General features: G+C 61.0%; 19 protein-coding genes. 12 read left to right on the top strand and 7 right to left on the bottom strand.

Annotation, left to right across the window (positions count from 1 at the left end):
• Positions 1 to 65 precede the first annotated feature (65 nt).
• From bioB to M5B97_RS24245, 10 genes are all read left to right on the top strand, one after another.
• Positions 66 to 1,121, top strand: a complete 1,056-nt coding sequence (gene bioB, locus M5B97_RS24290) for a biotin synthase BioB (RefSeq protein ID WP_248732908.1) — start codon at positions 66 to 68, stop codon at positions 1,119 to 1,121.
• 114 nt (positions 1,122 to 1,235) lie between these two features.
• The gene (gene bioF / locus M5B97_RS24285; protein WP_123717289.1) at positions 1,236 to 2,417 is read left to right on the top strand and encodes an 8-amino-7-oxononanoate synthase; all 1,182 of its coding nucleotides are present in this window, start codon (positions 1,236 to 1,238) and stop codon (positions 2,415 to 2,417) included.
• Entirely contained in the window at positions 2,410 to 3,141 is a 732-nt protein-coding gene (locus M5B97_RS24280) for an alpha/beta fold hydrolase (RefSeq protein WP_248732907.1), read from the top strand. Before bioF ends, M5B97_RS24280 begins: the two co-directional genes overlap by 8 nt.
• Positions 3,134 to 3,946, top strand: coding sequence for a malonyl-ACP O-methyltransferase BioC (gene bioC, locus M5B97_RS24275; protein WP_248732906.1), 813 nt, complete (start codon positions 3,134 to 3,136; stop codon positions 3,944 to 3,946). The genes M5B97_RS24280 and bioC overlap by 8 nt, the downstream gene beginning before the upstream one ends.
• Positions 3,943 to 4,623: a dethiobiotin synthase gene (gene bioD / locus M5B97_RS24270; RefSeq protein ID WP_134659023.1), complete on the top strand. Its 681-nt coding sequence runs from the start codon at positions 3,943 to 3,945 to the stop codon at positions 4,621 to 4,623. The genes bioC and bioD overlap by 4 nt, the downstream gene beginning before the upstream one ends.
• A gap of 106 nt (positions 4,624 to 4,729) precedes the next feature.
• A complete protein-coding gene (locus M5B97_RS24265) occupies positions 4,730 to 5,011 on the top strand; it encodes a pyrroloquinoline quinone biosynthesis protein PqqE (RefSeq protein WP_123717293.1) in 282 nt (93 codons plus the stop codon).
• A 251-nt stretch (positions 5,012 to 5,262) separates the two neighbouring features.
• Complete coding sequence (locus tag M5B97_RS24260) at positions 5,263 to 7,068, top strand: phenylacyl-CoA dehydrogenase (RefSeq protein ID WP_248732905.1); 1,806 nt, start codon at positions 5,263 to 5,265, stop codon at positions 7,066 to 7,068.
• Positions 7,069 to 7,270: 202 nt separating this feature from the next.
• Positions 7,271 to 8,560 (top strand): GGDEF domain-containing protein, encoded by a 1,290-nt coding sequence (locus M5B97_RS24255; protein ID WP_123717295.1) that lies wholly within the window; start codon positions 7,271 to 7,273, stop codon positions 8,558 to 8,560.
• 90 nt (positions 8,561 to 8,650) lie between these two features.
• Positions 8,651 to 10,420, top strand: coding sequence for an acyl-CoA dehydrogenase C-terminal domain-containing protein (locus M5B97_RS24250; RefSeq protein WP_248732904.1), 1,770 nt, complete (start codon positions 8,651 to 8,653; stop codon positions 10,418 to 10,420).
• Between the two features lie 122 nt (positions 10,421 to 10,542).
• Positions 10,543 to 12,321 (top strand): acyl-CoA dehydrogenase C-terminal domain-containing protein, encoded by a 1,779-nt coding sequence (locus M5B97_RS24245; protein WP_123717297.1) that lies wholly within the window; start codon positions 10,543 to 10,545, stop codon positions 12,319 to 12,321.
• Positions 12,322 to 12,547: 226 nt separating this feature from the next.
• Here M5B97_RS24245 and M5B97_RS24240 read toward each other — a convergent pair whose 3' ends face one another.
• The gene (locus M5B97_RS24240; RefSeq protein WP_123717298.1) at positions 12,548 to 13,447 is read right to left on the bottom strand and encodes a LysR family transcriptional regulator; all 900 of its coding nucleotides are present in this window, start codon (positions 13,445 to 13,447) and stop codon (positions 12,548 to 12,550) included.
• 209 nt (positions 13,448 to 13,656) lie between these two features.
• Between M5B97_RS24240 and M5B97_RS24235 the strand changes: the two genes are divergently transcribed.
• Positions 13,657 to 14,919, top strand: coding sequence for an aminotransferase class III-fold pyridoxal phosphate-dependent enzyme (locus M5B97_RS24235; RefSeq protein ID WP_248732903.1), 1,263 nt, complete (start codon positions 13,657 to 13,659; stop codon positions 14,917 to 14,919).
• Between the two features lie 183 nt (positions 14,920 to 15,102).
• On the top strand, positions 15,103 to 15,261 hold the full coding sequence (locus tag M5B97_RS24230; RefSeq protein WP_003228885.1) for a YqaE/Pmp3 family membrane protein: 159 nt from the start codon (positions 15,103 to 15,105) through the stop codon (positions 15,259 to 15,261).
• Positions 15,262 to 15,264: 3 nt separating this feature from the next.
• Here the strand turns inward: M5B97_RS24230 and pqqE are convergent, their stop codons facing one another.
• From pqqE to pqqF, 6 genes are all read right to left on the bottom strand, one after another.
• The gene (gene pqqE, locus M5B97_RS24225; RefSeq protein ID WP_248732902.1) at positions 15,265 to 16,416 is read right to left on the bottom strand and encodes a pyrroloquinoline quinone biosynthesis protein PqqE; all 1,152 of its coding nucleotides are present in this window, start codon (positions 16,414 to 16,416) and stop codon (positions 15,265 to 15,267) included.
• The gene (gene pqqD / locus M5B97_RS24220; RefSeq protein ID WP_046069808.1) at positions 16,388 to 16,663 is read right to left on the bottom strand and encodes a pyrroloquinoline quinone biosynthesis peptide chaperone PqqD; all 276 of its coding nucleotides are present in this window, start codon (positions 16,661 to 16,663) and stop codon (positions 16,388 to 16,390) included. Before pqqD ends, pqqE begins: the two co-directional genes overlap by 29 nt.
• Entirely contained in the window at positions 16,660 to 17,412 is a 753-nt protein-coding gene (gene pqqC, locus M5B97_RS24215) for a pyrroloquinoline-quinone synthase PqqC (RefSeq protein WP_248732901.1), read from the bottom strand. The genes pqqD and pqqC overlap by 4 nt, the downstream gene beginning before the upstream one ends.
• A gap of 104 nt (positions 17,413 to 17,516) precedes the next feature.
• Positions 17,517 to 18,428 (bottom strand): pyrroloquinoline quinone biosynthesis protein PqqB, encoded by a 912-nt coding sequence (gene pqqB, locus M5B97_RS24210; protein ID WP_248732900.1) that lies wholly within the window; start codon positions 18,426 to 18,428, stop codon positions 17,517 to 17,519.
• A gap of 71 nt (positions 18,429 to 18,499) precedes the next feature.
• Positions 18,500 to 18,574, bottom strand: coding sequence for a pyrroloquinoline quinone precursor peptide PqqA (pqqA, locus tag M5B97_RS24205; protein ID WP_003194766.1), 75 nt, complete (start codon positions 18,572 to 18,574; stop codon positions 18,500 to 18,502).
• A 158-nt stretch (positions 18,575 to 18,732) separates the two neighbouring features.
• Positions 18,733 to 21,102: a pyrroloquinoline quinone biosynthesis protein PqqF gene (gene pqqF / locus M5B97_RS24200; RefSeq protein WP_248732932.1), complete on the bottom strand. Its 2,370-nt coding sequence runs from the start codon at positions 21,100 to 21,102 to the stop codon at positions 18,733 to 18,735.
• Positions 21,103 to 21,116 lie beyond the last annotated feature (14 nt).

Raw genomic sequence — 21,116 nt, 5'->3', positions numbered from 1 at the left:
CGTGTCGTGCCTGTGGGTATTGCCCTTCCCACAGCGCTTGCCAAAGCATAATCAAGGAATCGCCCATGAGCGCCAGCACCTCTGCCACCCTGCGTCACGATTGGTCTGTAGCCGAAGTCAAAGCACTGTTCGTGCAGCCGTTCAATGACCTGTTGTTCCAGGCGCAGACCGTGCACCGTGCGCATTTCGATGCCAACCGCGTGCAGGTGTCGACCCTGCTGTCGATCAAGACCGGCGCCTGCCCGGAAGATTGCAAATATTGTCCGCAGTCGGGCCACTACAACACTGGCCTGGAAAAAGAAAAACTGATGGAGGTGCAAAAGGTCCTCGAAGAAGCCGCCCGCGCCAAGGCCATCGGTTCGACTCGCTTCTGCATGGGGGCCGCCTGGAAGCACCCGTCGGCCAAAGACATGCCCTACGTGCTGCAGATGGTCAAAGGCGTGAAGGCCATGGGCCTGGAAACCTGCATGACCCTCGGCCGTCTCGACCAGGACCAGACCCAAGCCCTGGCCCAGGCAGGCCTCGACTACTACAACCACAACCTCGATACATCGCCTGAGTTCTACGGCTCGATCATCACCACCCGCACCTATAGCGAACGCCTGCAAACCCTGGCCTATGTGCGTGATTCCGGGATGAAGATCTGCTCGGGCGGAATCCTCGGCATGGGGGAGTCCCTTGATGACCGTGCCAACCTGTTGATCCAACTGGCCAACCTGCCGGAGCATCCGGAGTCGGTGCCGATCAACATGCTGGTAAAAGTGGCCGGTACGCCGCTGGAAAACGCCGAAGACATCGACCCGTTCGACTTCATCCGCATGCTCGCGGTGGCACGCATCCTGATGCCGCAGTCGCATGTACGGCTGTCGGCCGGTCGTGAGGCGATGAACGAGCAGATGCAGGCCCTGGCGTTTTTCGCCGGCGCCAACTCGATCTTCTACGGCGACAAGCTGCTGACCACCGCCAACCCGCAGGCCGACAAGGACATGCAACTGTTCTCGCGCCTGGGCATCCTGCCGGAAGCCCGCGAAGAGCACGCTGATGAAGTGCATCAGGCGGCGATCGAGCAGGCGTTGGTGGAGCAAAAGAGCAGCGAGCAGTTCTATAACGCCGCCGTTTGATTGAAATGCGCTGCTGATGTGGGGAGGGCGGCGCGACGATCATGGGCACGTCGAATCGTCGCGCCGGCCCTCCCACATTTTTGACCGTGTTGAACCTGCCAAGCCGAGGGCTGCATGTCTTTCGATCTCGCTGCGCGCCTCGCGGCTCGCCGTGCCGAACACCTCTACCGTCAACGCCCCCTGCTGGACAGCCCCCAAGGCCCGGACGTGGTGGTCGACGGCCAACCGCTCCTGGCGTTCTGCAATAACGATTACCTGGGCCTGGCCAACCATCCTCAGGTGATCGAAGCCTGGCGCGCCGGAGCGTCCCGTTGGGGCGTGGGCGGCGGCGCTTCGCACTTGGTGGTTGGCCACGCCACACCTCACCATGAACTGGAAGAAGCCCTGGCCGACCTCACCGGTCGCCCGCGCGCCTTGCTCTTCACCACCGGCTACATGGCCAACCTCGGTGCGGTCACGGGGCTGGTGGGACAAGGTGATACGGTATTGGAGGACCGCCTCAACCACGCTTCGCTGCTGGACGCCGGCTTGCTCAGCGGTGCGCGCTTCAACCGTTACCTGCACAACGACGCCGACAGCCTTGCCAAGCGCCTGGAGAAGGCGACCGGCAATACGCTGGTGGTCACCGACGGCGTGTTCAGCATGGACGGTGACCTGGCGGACCTGCCCGCGCTGGCTCGCGCTACCAAGGCCAAAGGTGCCTGGTTGATGGTGGATGACGCCCATGGCTTCGGCCCGTTGGGCGCGCACGGCGGCGGGATTGTCGAGCATTTTGGCCTGAGCCAGGAAGACGTGCCGGTACTGGTCGGCACCCTGGGTAAAGCATTCGGCACGGCCGGGGCATTCGTGGCGGGCAGTGACGCGTTGATCGAAAGCCTGATTCAATTCGCCCGGCCCTATATCTACACCACCAGCCAACCGCCGGCGCTGGCCTGTGCCACCCTGAAAAGCCTCGAGCTGCTGCGCACCGAACACTGGCGGCGCGAGCACCTCAATGCCTTGATCCGCCAGTTCCGCCAGGGCGCCGAGCAGATCGGCCTGGCGTTGATGGACAGCTTCACGCCGATCCAGCCGATCCTGATCGGCGACAGCGCCAAGGCCATGCGCCTGTCCCAGATGTTGCGCGAGCGCGGCTTGATGGTCACCGCGATCCGCCCACCCACTGTGCCGGCCGGCAGTGCGCGTTTACGCGTAACGTTGACGGCGGCTCACAGCGAAGCTCAGGTGCAGCTATTGTTAAATGCGTTGGAAGAGTGTTTCCGCTTGTTAGGCGCCACGGAGCCCGACCATGCGTGACCGACTGATATTGCTGCCCGGTTGGGGCCTCGGCGTGTCACCGCTGGAGCCTTTGGCTGCCGCCTTGCAAGGCCTTGACGAGCACTTGCAGGTGCAGGTCGAGCCGTTGCCGGCACTCGAATCCAGCGACCTCGATGACTGGCTCGACGAACTTGACGCCACGCTGCCGGACAACGCCTGGCTGGGCGGCTGGTCCCTGGGCGGCATGCTGGCGTCCGAGCTGGCGGCGCGGCGCGGTGAGCGCTGCTGCGGTTTGCTGACGTTGGCGAGCAACCCGTGTTTTGTTGCCCATGACGGCTGGCCAAGCGCGATGCCTGCCGAAACCTTCGATGCGTTTCTCGCCGGTTGCCATGCCGACTCCCAAGTCACCCTCAAACGCTTCGGCCTGTTATGTGCCAAGGGCGCCGAAGACCCGCGCGGGTTGTCGCGTCTGTTGCTTGGTGGTGCGCCGCATACGCAGTCCGGCGTGTTGATGCCCGGGCTTGAACTGCTCGCCCAACTCGACACCCGCGCCGCGTTGCAGGCCTATCGTGGGCCGCAGTTACATCTGTTTGCCGGCCTGGATGGGCTGGTGCCGGCCGAGGCTGCCGGCGATCTGCTGGCCCTGCTGCCCGATGTTGAAATCGGCCTGATTGAACAGGCTGGTCACGCGTTTCTTCTGGAAGACCCTCACGGTGTTGCGGGGGCCATCCAGGCTTTTTTGCATGAGTGTGTTGATGACTGATTTGTCCTTGCCTTTACTGCCGGGCGGCTTGCCGGACAAGCGCCAGGTGGCGGCGTCTTTTTCCCGTGCCGCCGCCAGTTACGACAGCGTCGCCGAGTTGCAGCGAGCGGTGGGCAACGCATTGCTGGCTCGCCTGCCGGCGGCCTTTACGCCACAACGCTGGCTGGACATGGGTTGCGGTACCGGTTTTTTCAGCCGTGTGTTGGCTGAGCGGTTGCCCGGCAGCCAGGGCGTGGCGCTGGATATCGCCGAAGGTATGCTCAATCACGCCAGGCCCTTGGGTGGCGCGAGGTATTTCATTGCCGGTGATGCCGAGCGCTTGCCGCTTAAAGCTGAGAGCCTGGAGCTGATCTATTCCAGCCTGGCGGTGCAGTGGTGTGCGAATTTCGATGGGGTGCTCAGCGAAGCCCTTCGCGTGCTGCAACCGGGTGGCGTATTGGCGTTCGCGAGCCTGTGCGTGGGCACATTGCATGAGTTGCGCGAAAGCTGGCGCGCGGCGGATGGTCTGGTGCACGTCAACCGTTTCCGTCCCTTCGAGGCGTATCAACAGCTCTGCGCCGCCAGTGGTCTGCGCGTCGTCAGCCTGGAGCGCCAACCCCATGTGCTGCATTACCCGGATGTGCGCAGTCTGACCCATGAACTCAAGGCGTTGGGCGCGCATAACCTCAATCCGGGTCGCCCGGGAGGGTTGACGGGCCGCGCGCGGATTGCTGCACTGGTGAACGCTTACGAGCAGTTCCGCCAGGCCCAGGGCCTGCCCGCCACGTATCAAGTGGTGTACGCCGTACTGGAGAAACCTTTATGAGCGCCGCTTACTTCATCACGGGTACCGACACGGATGTGGGCAAAACCACGATCGCCGCGGGCTTGTTGCATGCCGCGCGCCTCGCGGGCAAAAGCACCGCCGCCGGAAAGCCGGTGGCCTCGGGTTGCCAGATCACACCCAAGGGGCTGCGCAATAGCGACGCCTTGGCGCTGCTGGCCGAATGCTCGTTGCCTTTGACCTATGCCGAGGTCAACCCGGTGGCATTCGAACCGGCCATTGCGCCCCACCTGGCAGCGCGGGAGGCGGGGGTTGCACTGACGGTGCAGTCTCTGTTGAAACCGATGCAGCACATACTGGCGCAGCAGGCGGACTTCACCTTGATCGAAGGCGCGGGTGGCTGGCGGGTGCCCTTGGCCGATCAGGCCAACCTGTCGGACTTGGCCATGGCGCTGAAGCTGCCGGTGATCCTGGTGGTGGGTGTGCGCCTGGGCTGCATCAGCCATGCTTTACTCACCGCCGAGGCTATCGCCCGGGATGGTTTGTCGCTGGCGGGGTGGGTGGCGAATATCATCGATCCCAAGACCTCCCGTCTGGAAGAAAACCTCGCCACCCTGGCCGAACGCTTGCCGGCACCGTGCCTGGGGCGGGTGCCGAGACTCAAGCAGGCCGGGGCCGATGCGGTCGCCGCGCATCTGGAACTGGACCTGCTTGACTGATTTTGGCTATTGGCAAGGCAATAGGCCATTAGTGTTTTTGACGGGCCTTTTGCCGGAATGTCTGCTTCAATTCAAGCTCACGATTCTCTAAAGGCAGGCTTACGCCATGGAAATCTCTGGAAGCAGCGCGTTTTATTCGGGGCTGAGCACCATTCAGACCGGGCAGAACCGTGTCGACCAGGCCGCCGGCAACATTGCCAGCGCCGCGACGACCCAGCCCTCGGACGCACAGCGTGACCGTTTGCAAGCCAACGATCGTGCCCAGCCGTCCAACTCGGCGAGCAACATGGTCGAAATGGCCCAAGGCAAGTTTCAAGTGGAGCTGGGCGTGAAAGTCGCCAAGGCTTCGGATGCAATGCTCGGCACCTTGATCGATACCTACGCTTAACCCTTCTCGTTAATACCGGCTTCTTTCTGAAGCCGGTTGCGCTTGCGCAATCCTCCAATCTCTTCTGAACTGTTTGTGGCAACCCGCCGCAGGCCTTGCCGTGCATGGCATTGATTTGTGTCATGACAAATGGCGTCTGGACGATGCTTGACAACCCCAGGTCGTAAACGTATGTTTCAAACACCTGTTTGACCGCCACAACACATCCACGCGGTTGTTCATCCCAGATACATCAGCAGAGGTTTATCGCTATGCCTGACTACAAGGCCCCCTTGCGTGATATTCGCTTCGTTCGTGACGAACTGCTCGGTTATGAAGCGCACTATCAGAGCCTGCCGGCTTGCCAGGACGCTACCCCGGACATGGTTGACGCCATTCTCGAAGAAGGCGCCAAGTTCTGTGAGCAAGTACTGGCTCCGTTGAACCGTGTGGGTGACATCGAAGGGTGCACCTGGAGCGAGTCAGGCGTTAAGACCCCTACTGGTTTCAAAGAAGCCTACAAACAGTTCGTCGAAGGCGGCTGGCCGAGCCTGGCCCACGACGTGGAGCACGGTGGCCAAGGCCTGCCGGAATCCCTGGGGCTGGCAGTGAGCGAAATGGTTGGCGCGGCCAACTGGTCGTGGGGCATGTACCCAGGCCTGTCCCACGGTGCGATGAACACCATCTCCGAGCACGGCACGCCTGAGCAGCAACAGGCTTACCTGACCAAGCTGGTGTCCGGCGAGTGGACCGGCACCATGTGCCTGACCGAACCGCACTGCGGCACCGACCTGGGCATGTTGCGTACCAAGGCCGAACCTCAGGCTGACGGCTCCTACAAAGTCTCCGGCACCAAGATCTTCATCTCGGCCGGTGAACACGATATGGCCGACAACATCGTCCACATCGTACTGGCGCGCCTGCCGGATGCACCGGCCGGTACGAAAGGTATTTCGCTGTTTATCGTGCCCAAGTTCCTGCCGAATGCAGACGGCTCGATCGGTGCGCGCAATGCAGTGACCTGCGGTTCCCTCGAACACAAGATGGGCATCCATGGCAACGCCACTTGCGTGATGAACTTCGACGGGGCCACCGGTTTCCTGATCGGCCCGGCGAACAAAGGCCTGAACTGCATGTTCACCTTTATGAACACCGCTCGCCTGGGTACCGCGCTGCAAGGCTTGTCCCATGCTGAAATCGGCTTCCAGGGCGGCCTGAAATATGCGCGTGATCGCCTGCAAATGCGTTCCCTGACTGGCCCGAAAGCGCCGGACAAGGCTGCCGACCCGATCATCGTGCACCCTGACGTGCGCCGCATGCTGCTGACCATGAAAGCCTTCGCCGAAGGCAACCGTGCGATGGTGTACTTCACCGCCAAGCAAGTGGACATCGTCAAATACAGCACCGACGAAGAAGCCAGGAAACAGGCTGACGGCCTGCTTGCGTTCATGACGCCCATCGCCAAAGCCTTCATGACCGAAGTCGGTTTTGAATCGGCCAACCACGGCGTGCAGATCTACGGCGGCCACGGCTTTATCGCCGAATGGGGCATGGAGCAGAACGTTCGCGACAGCCGCATCTCGATGCTGTACGAAGGCACCACTGGCATTCAGGCCCTGGACCTGCTCGGCCGTAAAGTGCTGATGACCCAAGGCGAAGCGCTCAAGGGCTTCACCAAGATCGTGCACAAGTTCTGCCAGGCCAACGAAGGCAACGAAGCGGTCAAAGAGTTCGTCGCACCGCTGGCGGCATTGAACAAAGAGTGGGGCGAGTTGACCATGAAGGTCGGCATGGCCGCGATGAAAGACCGTGAAGAAGTCGGTGCCGCCTCGGTGGACTACCTGATGTACTCCGGTTACGCGTGCCTGGCTTACTTCTGGGCCGACATGGCACGCCTGGCTGCTGAAAAACTGGCCGCCGGCACCACCGAAGAGGCTTTCTACACCGCCAAGCTGCAGACTGCGCGCTTCTACTTCCAGCGCATCCTGCCGCGTACCCGCACTCACGTTGCAACCATGCTGTCGGGCGCCAACAACCTGATGGACATGAAAGAAGAAGACTTCGGCCTGGCTTACTAAGCCCTACCGGGTTCTGTTGAGACCGCCGCTTCGCTGGAAGCGGCGGTTTTTTATTGGGCGATAAAAAACGCAGCGGAGCACTCAGGGATTGTGGTCGGCTGCCGTTACAGTGATGGCAATGTGATACAGCTCACATTGAATGTGCTTAACTGTGCGCAGTGAAGGCACTGTGCCATCTTCTCGGCGGGTCGGAGCTTTACCCTTGTCACGCGTGTCCGCTGTACGTTTCAGCCATTTTCTCCCTTCATTGCTGCTATTGCTGGCCGGGCTCTCGGCTGCGTACGTCAAAGATCTCAACGTCTTCTTCACCTCGCTGTTCAATGTGCTGCCGACCCTGGTGCTGTTACTCGGTGGTTCGTATTGCGCGGTGTATCGGCGCCAGCGTGAACTGTTCCTGATGATCACGGTGTATATCACCTACTTCTTGCTGGACACCCAGACGGACTTCTACCGCGACAATGGCCGCGTGCGCGAAGACGCCGCCGTGGTGTTTCATCTGTGTTGCCTGTTGTTGCCGCTGTTGTTCAGCATCTACGCGTTGTGGCAGGAGAAAACCCACCTGTTCCGTGACTTCGTCGCCCGGTGTGCGGTGCTGTTCGCCGTGGGCAGCGTTGCGTTGGCGCTCGAGCAAAGTTATCCCCAGGCCTTGCTGAACTGGCTGGCGGAGATCCGCTGGCCGGCGCTGCATGGCAGTTGGATGAGCCTGATCCAGCTCTCCTACCCGATGTTCCTGATCGGCTTCGTGACCCTGGCCGCCCAGTACTGGTATCAGCCGCGTCCGTTGCACGCCGCGCAGTTGGTCGGGCTGTTGGGGATGTTCTGGATGCTGCCGCAAACCTTCATCCTGCCGTTTACCCTGAACATCATGTGCAGCCAGGTGATGCTCATGATTGCCGCCGGTGTGGCCCATGAGGCGTACCAGATGGCGTTTCGCGATGAGCTGACCGGCTTGCCCGGGCGTCGCGCGCTCAATGAACGCATGCAGCGACTGGGGCGCAACTATGTGTTGGCGATGAGCGACGTCGATCACTTCAAGCGCTTCAACGACACCCATGGCCACGATGTGGGGGACCAGGTGCTGCGGCTGGTTGCCAGCAAACTGTCCAAGGTCAATGGCGGCGGGCGTGCCTACCGTTATGGCGGCGAGGAGTTTGCCGTGGTGTTTGCCGGCAAGACCCTGGATGAATGCATGCCGCACCTGGAGGAGATCCGCGAAATCATTGCCAACTACGACATCAAACTGCGCAACCCGGACCGTCCCCATGACGATCATCAGGGCCGTCAGCGTCGGGCAGGCAGTGGGGCGTCCAGTGTGTCGGTGACCGTCAGCATTGGCGTGGCCGAGCGCCAGGCCGAGCAGCGCACGCCTGAAGAGGTGCTCAAGTCCGCCGATCAGGCACTGTATGCCGCCAAGGGCGCCGGACGTAACTGCGTGGTCGCGGCCGGGCAGACCCGGCGCGGTGCGGTGCGCATGGAGAGCGCTGCCGGTTGAGTGATGGCGGTGTATTCAGCGGTTCTACAGTGATTGTTTGAGGCGTTGGCCGGCAGTAGGTTGAAACCATCTGCTGCCGGAGACATCGCCATGCCTGACTACAAAGCACCCCTGCGCGACATGCGCTTTCTGATCGACAACGTGTTTGATTTCCACGGCCATTACGCGGCGTTGGGCGCGACGGATGCCACGCCGGACATGGTCAGTGCGATCCTCGAAGAAGGCGCAAAATTCTGCGAAAACGTACTCGCACCGCTCAACCGCAGCGGTGATGAAGAAGGCTGCCATTTCGACAATGGCGTGGTCACCACCCCCAAGGGTTTCAAGGAAGCCTTCGCCCAGTACGTAGAGGGCGGCTGGCACGGCGTGGCGGCAGACCCGGCTTACGGCGGCCAGGGCCTGCCGCAGTCCCTCGGCCTGGTGCTGAGCGAGATGATCGGCTCCAGCAACACGTCCTGGGGCATGTACCCCGGGCTGACCCACGGGGCCATGACGGCGATCCATGCCCATGGCACTGATGAGCAGAAAGCCACTTACCTGAACAAACTCACGGCCGGCGAGTGGACCGGCACCATGTGCCTCACCGAAGCCCATTGCGGCACCGACCTGGGCCTGATCAAGACTCGCGCCGTGCCACAGGCCGATGGCACTTACGCGGTCACCGGCAGCAAGATCTTCATCTCGGCCGGCGAGCACGACATGAGCGCCAACATCATCCACCTGGTACTGGCCAAGCTGCCGGATGCACCGGCGGGCACTAAAGGCATCTCCTTGTTTATCGTGCCCAAGTTCCATGCGGATTCGGGTGAGCGTAACGCGGTGCACTGTGGCTCCATCGAACACAAGATGGGCATCAAGGGCTCGGCTACCTGTGTGCTGAACTTCGACGGGGCCAAGGGCTTTTTGATCGGTGAGCCGAACAAGGGCCTCAACTGCATGTTCACCATGATGAACCACGCGCGGCTGGGTACCGGCATGCAGGGTTTGTGCAACGGTGAAGCGAGTTTCCAGGGCGCAATCAAATACGCCAACGACCGCCTGCAAATGCGCTCGCTGACCGGCGCCAAGGCCCCGGACAAAGCTGCCGACCCGATCATCGTGCACCCCGATGTGCGCCGTATGTTGCTGACCATGAAGGCCTTCAATGAAGGCAACCGCGCACTGACCTACTTCACTGCGCAATTACTCGACACTGCACACCTGAGCAGCGACGCGGGGCAGCGCCAGGAAGCCGAAGACCTGCTGGCGTTCCTCACGCCCATCTGCAAAGCCTTTATGACCGACACCGGGCTTGAGGTGACCAACCACGGCATGCAGATCTTCGGCGGCCACGGTTACATCCGCGAGTGGGGCATGGAGCAACTGGCACGTGATGCGCGGATTGCGCCGATCTATGAAGGCACCAACGGCATTCAGGCCCTCGACCTGCTGGGGCGCAAGGTTTTGGGTAGCCAGGGCAAGTTGCTGCGCGGGTTTACCAGGATTGTGCATAAATTCTGCGGCGCGAATGCCGAGCACCCGCAACTCAAGGCCTATGTGGCGCAACTCAATCAACTGAACGGGGAATGGGGCGAACTGACCACGAAGGTCGGCATGGCTGCAATGAAGAACCCCGATGAAGTTGGCGCGGCGGCCGTGGATTACTTGATGTACAGCGGCTACGTCATTCTGGCCTATCTCTGGTTGCGTATGGCTATTGCCGCGTTGGTGCACGATGACGCCGACTTTGCCAAGGCCAAGCTGACCACCTGCGAGTTCTACTTCAAGCGTCTGCTGCCGCGTACCGCTGCCCACCGCGCAGCGGTGGAGGCGGGCAGCGAATGCCTGATGAGTCTGCCCGCGGAGGCATTTGCGCTGTAGTGACTTAAAAATACCAATCAGTCACAAGTGGACCCTATGTGTCTGAAAAGTTGTTCGGGTACACTCGGGGCTCATAAAACCGATCCTATCGAATCACTTTTCACGTTCTCACGAGGTTTGCCATGGCTGATTACAAAGCGCCGCTACGTGATATGCGCTTCGTCCTCAACGAAGTGTTTGAGGTCGCCAATACGTGGGCCCAATTGCCGGGATTGGCGGACACCGTGGATGCCGAAACCGTTGAGGCCATTCTCGAAGAAGCCGGCAAGGTCACCGCCAAGTCCATCGCGCCGCTCAGCCGTGGTGGCGACGAGCAGGGTTGCCGCTGGGATAACACCGCGGTGTTTACCCCGGACGGCTTTCCACAGGCCTACAAAACCTACGCTGAAGGCGGCTGGGTGGGTGTAGGCGGCGATCCGGTCTTCGGCGGCATGGGCATGCCCAAGGCCGTGTCGGCGCAGGTCGAAGAAATGATCAACTCGTCGAGCCTGGCGTTCGGCCTGTACCCGATGTTGACCTCCGGCGCCTGCGTGTCGATCAACACCCATGCCAGCGAAGAGCTCAAGGCCACTTACCTGCCGAAGATGTATTCCGGTGAGTGGGCAGGCTCCATGTGCCTGACTGAAGCTCATGCCGGTACTGACCTGGGGATGATCCGGACCAAAGCCGAGCCACAGGCGGACGGATCCTACAAGGTCAGCGGAACCAAGATATTCATCACCGGTGGCGAGCACGATCTCACCGACAACATTATCCACCTGGTACTGGCCAAGCTGCCGGACGCACCGGCGGGTCCCAAGGGAATTTCGCTGTTCCTGGTGCCGAAGTTCATGGTGAACACCGACGGCAGCCTGGGCGCACGTAACACCGTGAGCTGTGGCTCCATCGAGCACAAGATGGGCATCCAGGCTTCTGCGACCTGCGTGATGAACTTCGATGAAGCCGTGGGTTATCTGGTCGGTGAGCCAAACCGCGGCTTGGCGGCGATGTTCACCATGATGAACTACGAACGTCTTGGCGTGGGTATCCAGGGCTTGGCGTCCGGCGAGCGCTCTTACCAGAACGCGATTGAATACGCTCGCGATCGCCTGCAAAGCCGTGCACCGACCGGCGCCCAGGCCAAAGACAAAATGGCCGACCCGATCATCGTGCATCCGGATGTGCGTCGCATGCTGCTGACCATGAAGGCCGCGAACGAAGGCGGCCGTGCATTCTCCACCTATGTGGCGACGCAATTGGATATCGCCAAATTCAGCGAAGATGCCGCCGCCCGTGAACGCGCCGATAACCTGGTCGCGCTGTTGACCCCGGTAGCGAAGGCGTTTCTCACCGACCTGGGCCTGGAAACCACCGTACTCGGCCAGCAAGTGTTCGGCGGCCACGGTTACATCCGTGAATGGGGCCAGGAACAATTGGTGCGTGATGTGCGTATCACCCAGATCTACGAAGGCACCAACGGCATTCAGGCCCTGGACTTGATGGGGCGCAAGATCGTTGGCAGCGGTGGCAAGTTCTACACCCTGTTTGCCGATGAAATCCGACAGTTCATCGCCACGGCGAATGCCGACCTGGGCGAGTTCACCCGACCACTCAGCGAAGCGGTGGATAACCTGGATGAATTGACCGCCTGGGTGCTGGACCGCGCCAAGACCAACCCGAATGAGATCGGCGCGGCTTCGGTTGAATATTTGCAAGCTTTTGGTTACATGGCCTACGCCTACATGTGGGCACGCATGGCCAAGGCCGCAATGGGCAAGGAATCTGAAGAGGACTTCTACGCCAGCAAACTCGGCACGGCACGTTTTTACTTCGCACGCCTGTTGCCACGCATCCACTCGCTGAGTGCCTCGGTAAAAGCGGGCAGTGAATCGCTGTTTTTGCTGGATGAGGCACTGTTCTGAAGGCTTTGAGGGCGTGTAAGCATTCTCTTACATGACGTGCTGCTATTCGTCCTCTATCGCCAAATTGGATCCACCGATAATCTACTTCACATGGACGTCGCGCAGGAAGCGCAAAGCAACAACACGGACACGTAGGATTCTGCCAGGACGGCGGAGTGAAATGGATGTCAGGGAAACAGTCTGCAAAGCCCCGCTTCGGCGGGGTTTTCTTTTGCCCGCGAAAAAGTCAGGCGCTTGCTTGCGGGGCATTCATCACGTCTTCCAGCAGCGTGCGCAACAAGGCCACGGTCGCCTGCTGTCGCTGTAGATCACGGCACACCAACCCCACTTTCAGCGGCACCCTGGGTTCACTCAAGGGTTTCCACAACAACGCCTTGCTGTTGTGTTCGTCCTGGGATCGCCCCGGCAGCACCGTGGCCAGTCTGGTGTGGGGCAGGCTGTCGAGAATGCTCACCATGGTGTTGAGCTCTGCCTGCACTTGCGGACGCCGCCCGAGGTTGGACAGCTGGCCCTGCCAGATCTGGCGCACTTGAAACTCTTCCCCCAACAGCAACATCGGCAACTCCGCCGCCTGCTTCAGCGAGACTTTCTTGAATTCGCGCAAGGGGTGGTCTTCGGGGATCACCACCTTCAACTCATCCTCATACAGCAGCACGCCGTGCAACCCCGGCTGGCGTGGCGGCAGGTAGCTGATGCCGATGTCCAGCGAGCCGTTGAGCAGGCGCCGTTCAATTTCAAGGCCGGTCAGTTCGTAGATCTGCACCACCAAGTGGGGCTGTGCCTTGCGCACGCGCTCCAGCATTTGCGGAACCAGGCTGGTGTGCACCGTCTGCAGCACGCCGATGGCCAAGGTACGCATCGCCTGGCCCTTGAAGTTGCCCAAGGCTTCAACGGCTTGCTGCATGCCATCGATCAGCGGCAAGGCATGGTTGTACAACGTATGAGCGGCCAGGGTGGGTAACAGACGCTTGCTGCTGCGTTCGAACAGGCTCACATCCAGGTGTTGTTCCAACTGGCGGATCTGTTGCGACAACGCCGGTTGAGAGATCGACAGCCGTTCAGCGGCACGGCCTACGTGGCCTTCCTCATACACCGCGACGAAATAACGCAGTTGCTTGAAATCCATAAGACTTACTTATCGAAAAAGCTGGAAAATCGAAATGGCCGTCGGCCTCGCAGACGCCTAGTCTAGCGCCTATTCGCAGGGCTTACAGGGCCGGATCGGGCAATGAACAGCGTTTATCTTGATAGCGTTTACATAGGCAAGGCAAAAAACCTCAAGGCCGTATGGGCACCGTGCACCGATCAAGGTCGGATTGCTATCGGAGGTGAATTGTGAACCTGTTCCGTCGCCCCGCGCCGAGCCTGGACGATCTGATTCTGGACACCGCCGGCAGTACCCCTTCCAGCGAATGCCTGATGCCAGGCGTTGCGCGGCCTGCTCAGGTGTTCGTACGCGGTCAGGGCTCCTGGCTTTGGGATTGCGATGACCGTGCCTATCTGGATTTCAACCAGGGCGGCGCCGCCAACAGCCTCGGCCATAGTCCGCAGGTGCTGATCAAGGCGCTGGCCGAACAGACCCAAACGCTGATCAACCCGGGCATTGGTCTGCACAACCGCACCCAGCTCAACCTCATTGATCGCTTGTGCCAGCGTACCGCCAGCAACCAGGGCTACCTGCTCAACAGCGGCGCGGAAGCCTGCGAAGCCGCAATCAAACTGGCGCGCAAATGGGGCCAACTGCATCGCGGCGGCGCCTATCACATCATCAGCGCCGGCAACGGTTGCCATGGTCGCAGTTTCGCGGCGATGGCGGCCTCGGCGGGCGCTGGGGGCAACCCCTTTGCGCCGTCACTGCCTGGCTTCAGCCATGTCCCCTTCAATGACCTGCCTGCCCTGCATGCGGCAGTGGATGCTCAGACGGTTGCCATCCTGCTCGAACCGATCCAGGCCGAAGCCGGCGTGATTCCGGCCACCGAGCATTACCTCAAAGGCGTCGAGCGCCTGTGCCGCGAGCTGGGCATCCTGCTGATTCTTGATGAAGTGCAAACCGGCATCGGCCGTTGCGGCACCTTGCTCGCCGAACAGCAATACGGCGTCAGTGCCGACATCATCACCCTCGGCAAAGGACTGGGCGGCGGTGTGCCGCTGGCGGCGCTGCTGGCACGCGGCAAAGCCTGCTGCTTTGAAATCGGCGAGTTGGAGGGCACCCATCATGGTAATGCGTTGATGGCGTCGGCCGGTCTGGCGGTCCTCGATACGGTGCTGGAGCCCGGCTTCCTCGAGCGTGTGCGTGAGGCTGGCCTTTACCTTGGCGAAGGCCTCGCTCGCCTGGCTTATCGTTACGATCACGGCCAATTGCGCGGCCAAGGCCTGATGTGGGGCCTGACGTTGTCGGATGATTCTGCGGATGCCGTCGTAAAGGCCGCCCTGCACGAAGGCCTGATCCTCAAGGCCCCGCAACCCAACTGTTTGCGCTTCACTCCGGCCCTGACGGTGAGCAAAAGCAACATAGACGAAATGCTCCTGCGCCTGGCCCGCGCCTTCTCCCGCGTGCGCACCGCGCAGTTGCAATGCCGCAAGGGCATCGCCGTTTAAATCCTTATTCCTGAACCGTCTCGCGGCCTACGCGGCGCCTCCAGCCTGATTCTTTTGGCTGGAGGCGTTTTTTTGTCTGCCCACTGCGCGATGGCCCAATGCCGGATCCCACTGAACCCTCGCAAACCCCCAAGGTCGATTAGCTACACGGCTCACACGAGCCGATTTTCTGGAGCTGACCCTATGGATTTCATTCGTATCATCATCGCCATTCTGTTGCCGCCACTGGGTGTATTTCTGCAAGTGGGTTTCGGCGGCGCGTTCTGGCTGAATATTCTGCTGACCCTGTGCGGCTACATCCCGGGCATCGTGCACGCGGTGTATATCATCGCCAAACGCTGAGGCTCAGCCTTTGGCGATGAGCCGTGAGTTGCGCTCATTGCGAAAGGCCAGTTGCTCAATGGTCTGGGTGGCGTGCTCGGCTTCCTCCCTCGCTTGCAGGATGATGCCATGCTGCTCGGACTTGCTGCATACCGGGTCGGCATTGCCGGCATCTCCCGTCAGCATGAAGGCCTGGCAGCGGCAGCCGCCGAAGTCCTTTTCCTTTTCATCACATGAACGGCACGGTTCAGGCATCCAGTCATAGCCGCGAAAGCGATTGAAGCCGAATGAGTCGTACCAGATGTGCTGCATGCTGTGATCGCGCACGTTGGGAAACTGCACCGGCATTTGTCGGGCGCCATGGCAGGGCAGGGCGGTGCCGTCTGGCGTCACTGTCAGAAAGATACTGCCCCAGCCGTTCATGCAGGCTTTGGGGCGCTCCTCGTAGTAGTCCGGGGTGACGAATATCAGCTTGCAGGGGTGCCCTTCGGCTTCCAGCTTGGCGCGGTATTCGTTGGTGATGCGTTCGGCGCGCACCAATTGCTCTTTAGTTGGCAACAACCCCACACGGTTGAGCTGCGCCCAGCCATAGAATTGGCAGGTGGCGAGTTCGACGAAGTCGGCTTCCAACGCGATGCACAGTTCGATGATGCGGTCGATCTTGTCGATATTGTGCCGATGGGTGACAAAGTTCAGCACCATCGGATAGCCATGGGCCTTGACCGCGCGGGCCATTTCCAGCTTTTGCGCGAAGGCTTTTTTCGAACCGGCCAGCAGGTTGTTCACCTGTTCATCGCTGGCCTGGAAGCTGATCTGGATATGGTCCAGGCCGGCTTTCTTGAAGTCGCTGATTTTCTGCTCGGTGAGACCGATGCCGGAGGTGATCAGGTTGGTGTAGAACCCCAACTGGCGCGCTTCGGCGATCAGCTCGGCGAGGTCTTGGCGCACCAGCGGTTCACCGCCGGAAAAGCCCAGTTGTGCCGCCCCCATTTCCCGCGCTTCGCGAAACACCTTGATCCACTGCGCGGTGCTCAGCTCCTTGCCTTGCTCGGCAAAGTCCAATGGGTTGGAGCAATACGGGCATTGCAGCGGGCAGCGGTAAGTCAGCTCGGCGAGCAACCACAGCGGCAGGCCGACAGCGGGTTTCTCAGGCAAGGGTGATCCAGTGCTCGGCACGGGCGACCTCCATGAATTGCTCGATGTCTTCACCGAGCTCAGGTACACCGGGGAATTGTTTATCCAGCTCGGCAATGATGGCCGCGACGTCACGCTCGCCGTCGATCAAACCACCGATCAATGCGGCGCTGTCGTTGAGCTTGATCATGCCTTCGGGATACAGCAACACATGGCCCTTTTGCGCGGGTTCGTACTGGTAGCGATAGCCCTGGCGCCAGGTCGGTTTTTTGCTGCGATCAAAGCTCATAGGGTGATCCCTTTATGCCATACCCGTTGCTCGGTCACGCTGTGATAGGGCGGGCGGTTGAGTTCATAGGCCATGCTCATGGCGTCCAGCATGCTCCACAAAATATCCAGTTTGAACTGAAGTATTTCCAGCATGCGCTCCTGGCCCTCACGGGTGGTGTAGTGCTGCAGGGTAATTGCCAGCCCATGCTCCACGTCGCGACGGGCTTGGCCCAGGCGGGTACGGAAATACTCGTAGCCGGCCGGATCGATCCACGGGTAATGCTGCGGCCAGCTGTCGAGGCGCGACTGGTGGATCTGAGGGGCGAACAGCTCGGTCAGCGAACTGCTGGCGGCTTCTTGCCAACTGGCGCGGCGGGCGAAGTTGACGTAGGCATCGACCGCAAAACGCACCCCGGGCAACACCAGTTCCTGGGAGCGCAGTTGATCGGGGTCCAGACCGACGGCCTGGCCGAGACGCAGCCAGGCTTCGATCCCGCCGTCCTCGCCGGGGGCGCCGTCGTGGTCAAGCAGGCGTTGAATCCACTCGCGACGGATCTCACGGTCCGGGCAGTTGGCCAGGATCGCCGCGTCTTTCAGCGGGATATTCACCTGATAGTAGAAGCGGTTGGCAACCCAGCCCTGGATCTGCTCGCGGGTGGCACGGCCTTCATACATCGCCACATGGTAGGGGTGATGGATATGGTAGAAGGCGCCTTTGGACCGCAGGGCCTTTTCAAACTCTGCGGTGTTCATCGGTCTTTCAGTCATAAGAGGTCTCCAGCAGGAGCGAGCTTGCTCGCGAAGGTCGTTAACGATGACGGGGGCATTCTGAATAAGCGCGGTGCCCTTGGGGTTCGTGGGCAAGCCTGCTCCTACAGTTCGATGCTCATGCCGTCGTAAGCTACTTCAACATTGCGTCGCACCAATTCCGCCCGCTCGGGGGAGTCTTCATCGAGGATCGGATTGGTGTTGTTGATGTGGATAAGTACCTTGCGCTGTTCAGGCAACTGCGCAAGCACTTCGAGCATGCCGCCGGGGCCGTTCTGGGCCAAGTGGCCCATCTCGCGGCCGGTGCGGGTGCCGACGCCACGGCGCTGCATTTCATCGTCATCCCACATCGTGCCGTCCACCAGCAGGCAATCGCTGCCGGCCATGATCTCCAGCAGCGGCGCGTCGACCTTACCCAGGCCCGGGGCGTAGAACAGTTTGCCGCCGGTGCGCAGGTCTTCGACGATCAGGCCGATGTTGTCGCCCGGGTGTGGATCGAAGCGGTGTGGCGAGTAGGGCGGCGCGGCGCTGCGCAGTGGCAGCGGGGTAAAGCGCAGGTTTGGGCAGGCCGGGACAGTGAAGCTTGTGTCCAGCTCGATGCGGTTCCAGGTAAGGCCGCCGTTCCAATGGGTGAGTATGGTGAACAGCGGGAAGCCGGTGCTCAAGTCTTCGTGGACCATGTCGGTGCACCACACCTGGTGCGGGCAACCTTCGCGCAGGCTCAGCAGGCCGGTAGTGTGGTCGATCTGGCTGTCCATCAGGATGATTGCGCTGATGCCGGTGTCGCGCAGGGCACGGCCGGGTTGCATCGGAGCGAAGCCCTGGAGTTGCGCGCGGATATCCGGCGAGGCATTGCACAGCACCCAATTCACGCCATCGTCGGAGATCGCGATGGACGACTGGGTACGCGCCTGAGCCTTGAGGCTGCCATCACGAAAACCTGCGCAGTTCACGCAGTTGCAGTTCCACTGCGGGAAGCCACCGCCGGCGGCGGAACCTAGAATCTGGACAAACATGGTCGCTCCATCAAGCAAAGCTCAAAACAAAAACGCCCCGGGCGAACCGAGGCGTTGTATTACCCAGCGGATTAACGGCTGGCGAAGTACATGGTGACTTCGAAACCGATGCGCAGATCAGTGTAAGCAGGTTTGGACCAGGTCATATTCATACTCCTACCAAAGGATGGGACGTTCACTACCAACTAATACATATAGTCCACCTCCTGTCGGAGATGTTCAGATACTGCGTATGAATATTACGCAATTCTTTTCAAGTTAGCGCTGTCTCCAAAGAAAAAGCCTGTTGCAGGCTTGGCAATGATCAGCCTGCCGTTTGCCAGCCGTCGTTGATGCTTGGGCCGTTGGCGACACAGCGCCAGCCGCCTGAGGCCGTGTTGAGTTGCTGGGCGGCGAGCAGTAAATCCTTACGCGTGCGGGTTCGGATGAGTTGTTGAAGCTGCTCCAGATAGCCTGACGGATGACCGGCCAACCGGGCGTGCCACAGCTGCTCGGCGGCTTGGGCGACAGAGAGTGCCGTGAGCTGCTGTGCCAGGTCCTCGCAACCCAGATCGGCGCTGCCCTCGATCAACGATGGCAGCTGTCTCAGGAATGTTTGCAGGTGCTCGACGATGTTGGCGAGGGAAACGCTGGGGGATTGCACGCCAAACAGCAGCCCTGTCTGCCCGTTGATCTGCCGGATGCCGCTGAATACGGCGTAGCCGACTTGCAACTCGACGCGCAGCCGTTGATAGAAAGGCGTCTGCAGCAGATGCCCGAGCAGACGCCATGCGGCTTCGTCCGCCATGAATTGGGTCGGTGCAGGGCAAAACAGCAGTAAAGCCGCTTCGCTGGACGCGGTTTTCACCGCGTGCCAGAGGTGCTGACCACCCATCGACTGGGATGGGCACTCGATGGTCGCCGGCTGCCCAGGCAGGCGGGCGGCAGCGGTTTTGATCAGGGCTTCGCACGCGGCGGGCAACCCCAGGCCCAATCCTTGCCAACGCGCGGTGTCCCACGATACCGGCATCTCGCCGGCCGGCGGGCGAGCACCGGCACAGCAAGCAGGAAGCGCCTTGAGCAGTTCTCGGATGGCAATCAGCGGCGTTGCGTTGGAGGGCGTCAAGGCTTGCGCGGGCAGACTCAGATGGTGCGCCAATGCTTCGAGCACGGTCGGCATCGGTTCGTGGAGGCCGGTCATTTTCACCAACCAGTCATTGGCGAGGGTTTCGAAGGACAATTCGACGCCCGCCTGATGGGCGTTCTCCCGTAACGATTGCAAGGCGTTTTCCAGCCCGGCAGGTACGCTTGAATCAAACCGCCAATGCAGATACAGCGCCCCTTCATCGGTGTCATCGGCCAAGGCTTTGCTGAATGTCAGCGCCGACACCTCGCGTCGTCCTCGGGAGCGATCCTGGGCAAAGGTACGCAAGCCCCGATGGGCGCTGGTCTGGCCGCGAATCAGCCCGGCGCGCTCTTCTTTGACGGGCGGGCGCAGGAAGGGGTTGTTGGGGGGCAACTGCCAAGTGTGCCGAGCGGGCTCCAGATGCAGTGAGTCAAGCAGGGCCTTCAACGCAGTGACGCTGTGCTCCGACAGCTCTTCGCTTTCGTGCCGTGCCAACTCCAGGGCGCCCTGGACCTGAAGTTGGCGCGCCGCCAGCAGGGCGAATTCTTCGCGCAGTGATGACCAGTCACTGTGTGCGAAAAAGCTCATCCAGTCGTACAGCAATGTCTCGATCAGCGCCGCCGAGTCAGCGTGAATGCCCGGAACAAAGTCGATATCCAGCAGCGCTTGCCCGGCGAAGTGATACATCACGCGAGCATGCAGTGCGCTGGCCAGCTTTCGGGTTTTCAGTTCAGCCAGCAACCCGCCGGGCGCCGAGGTGTTGAGCCAGGCACAGAGAAAATCCAGGGCCTGGCGTGGTACGTCGCAGGCAATGACGTGGTGCAGGTGACCATCGGCGGTGTGCCAATAACTCCGGGTCTGGCCAGGCATCAGTGCAGGCGCAGCGGCCTGCGGGCGCCGTTCCCCCGAGGTCAGTTGTTCGCCGAACCGACGTGCCAGGGCTTCTAGTTCTTCCAACGGCTGGGGGCCGGCAAGGCTCAGGGTCATCTGCCCGCTCTGATAGAAGTCGGCGTGGAATTGCTTCAGCGCTTGCTGAAACGACGCGCTTTCCACCGCCAGGCTGTCGCGATTACCGGCATGAAAACCACGCAGCGGATGATCATCGGCCAGGCCTTCCAGCAATGCCACCTGCCGTTGCGCCTCGGCATCCTGGGACCAGGCGACAAACTCTGCGTGCACCACTTCGCGTTCACGCAGTTGGTCTTCAATTGCCAGGCGCGGATGAGCCAGCATTTCGGCCAGCCGCTCCAGCCCATCGGCAAAGGTCGACATCGGCAACTCGAAAAAGAAGTCGGTGGTGCGCTCACGGGTGCTGGCGTTGACCTGACCACCGTGACGCTGCACGTAGGCCATCAAGCCTTCGCTCGCGGGAAAGCGCTCGTTGCCCAGGAACAACAAATGCTCAAGAAAATGCGCCAGCCCCGGCCACGCCAAGGGCACATCGTGGCTGCCGGCGGCAACCCGCACGACGGCGGCGCAACGCTTCAAGCGGGATGCATGACGCAAAGAAACCCGCAAGCCATTAGCCAGGGTCAGATGACGATGATGGGGGTAGGCCGGCGCAGGCATGGACACTTCCGAAA

Source organism: Pseudomonas sp. MWU13-2517 (genome assembly GCF_023242545.1).
GTDB lineage: Bacteria > Pseudomonadota > Gammaproteobacteria > Pseudomonadales > Pseudomonadaceae > Aquipseudomonas.
The sequence above is the reverse complement of the archived record's forward strand: the minus strand, read 5'-3'. Positions and strand labels throughout refer to the sequence as shown.

Bases quoted from the DNA above. Each gene is read 5' to 3' on its own strand.
- pqqF (WP_248732932.1), bottom strand. From the start codon at position 21,102: ATGCCTGCGCCGGCCTACCCCCATCATCGTCATCTGACCCTGGCTAAT.
- M5B97_RS24240 (WP_123717298.1), bottom strand. From the start codon at position 13,447: ATGGATTTCAAGCAACTGCGTTATTTCGTCGCGGTGTATGAGGAAGGC.
- pqqD (WP_046069808.1), bottom strand. From the start codon at position 16,663: ATGAGCTTTGATCGCAGCAAAAAACCGACCTGGCGCCAGGGCTATCGC.
- M5B97_RS24280 (WP_248732907.1), top strand. From the start codon at position 2,410: ATGCGTGACCGACTGATATTGCTGCCCGGTTGGGGCCTCGGCGTGTCA.
- M5B97_RS24245 (WP_123717297.1), top strand. From the start codon at position 10,543: ATGGCTGATTACAAAGCGCCGCTACGTGATATGCGCTTCGTCCTCAAC.
- bioF (WP_123717289.1), top strand. From the start codon at position 1,236: ATGTCTTTCGATCTCGCTGCGCGCCTCGCGGCTCGCCGTGCCGAACAC.
- pqqB (WP_248732900.1), bottom strand. From the start codon at position 18,428: ATGTTTGTCCAGATTCTAGGTTCCGCCGCCGGCGGTGGCTTCCCGCAG.
- M5B97_RS24260 (WP_248732905.1), top strand. From the start codon at position 5,263: ATGCCTGACTACAAGGCCCCCTTGCGTGATATTCGCTTCGTTCGTGAC.
- bioC (WP_248732906.1), top strand. From the start codon at position 3,134: ATGACTGATTTGTCCTTGCCTTTACTGCCGGGCGGCTTGCCGGACAAG.
- M5B97_RS24230 (WP_003228885.1), top strand. From the start codon at position 15,103: ATGGATTTCATTCGTATCATCATCGCCATTCTGTTGCCGCCACTGGGT.
- pqqC (WP_248732901.1), bottom strand. From the start codon at position 17,412: ATGACTGAAAGACCGATGAACACCGCAGAGTTTGAAAAGGCCCTGCGG.
- bioB (WP_248732908.1), top strand. From the start codon at position 66: ATGAGCGCCAGCACCTCTGCCACCCTGCGTCACGATTGGTCTGTAGCC.
- M5B97_RS24250 (WP_248732904.1), top strand. From the start codon at position 8,651: ATGCCTGACTACAAAGCACCCCTGCGCGACATGCGCTTTCTGATCGAC.
- bioD (WP_134659023.1), top strand. From the start codon at position 3,943: ATGAGCGCCGCTTACTTCATCACGGGTACCGACACGGATGTGGGCAAA.
- M5B97_RS24265 (WP_123717293.1), top strand. From the start codon at position 4,730: ATGGAAATCTCTGGAAGCAGCGCGTTTTATTCGGGGCTGAGCACCATT.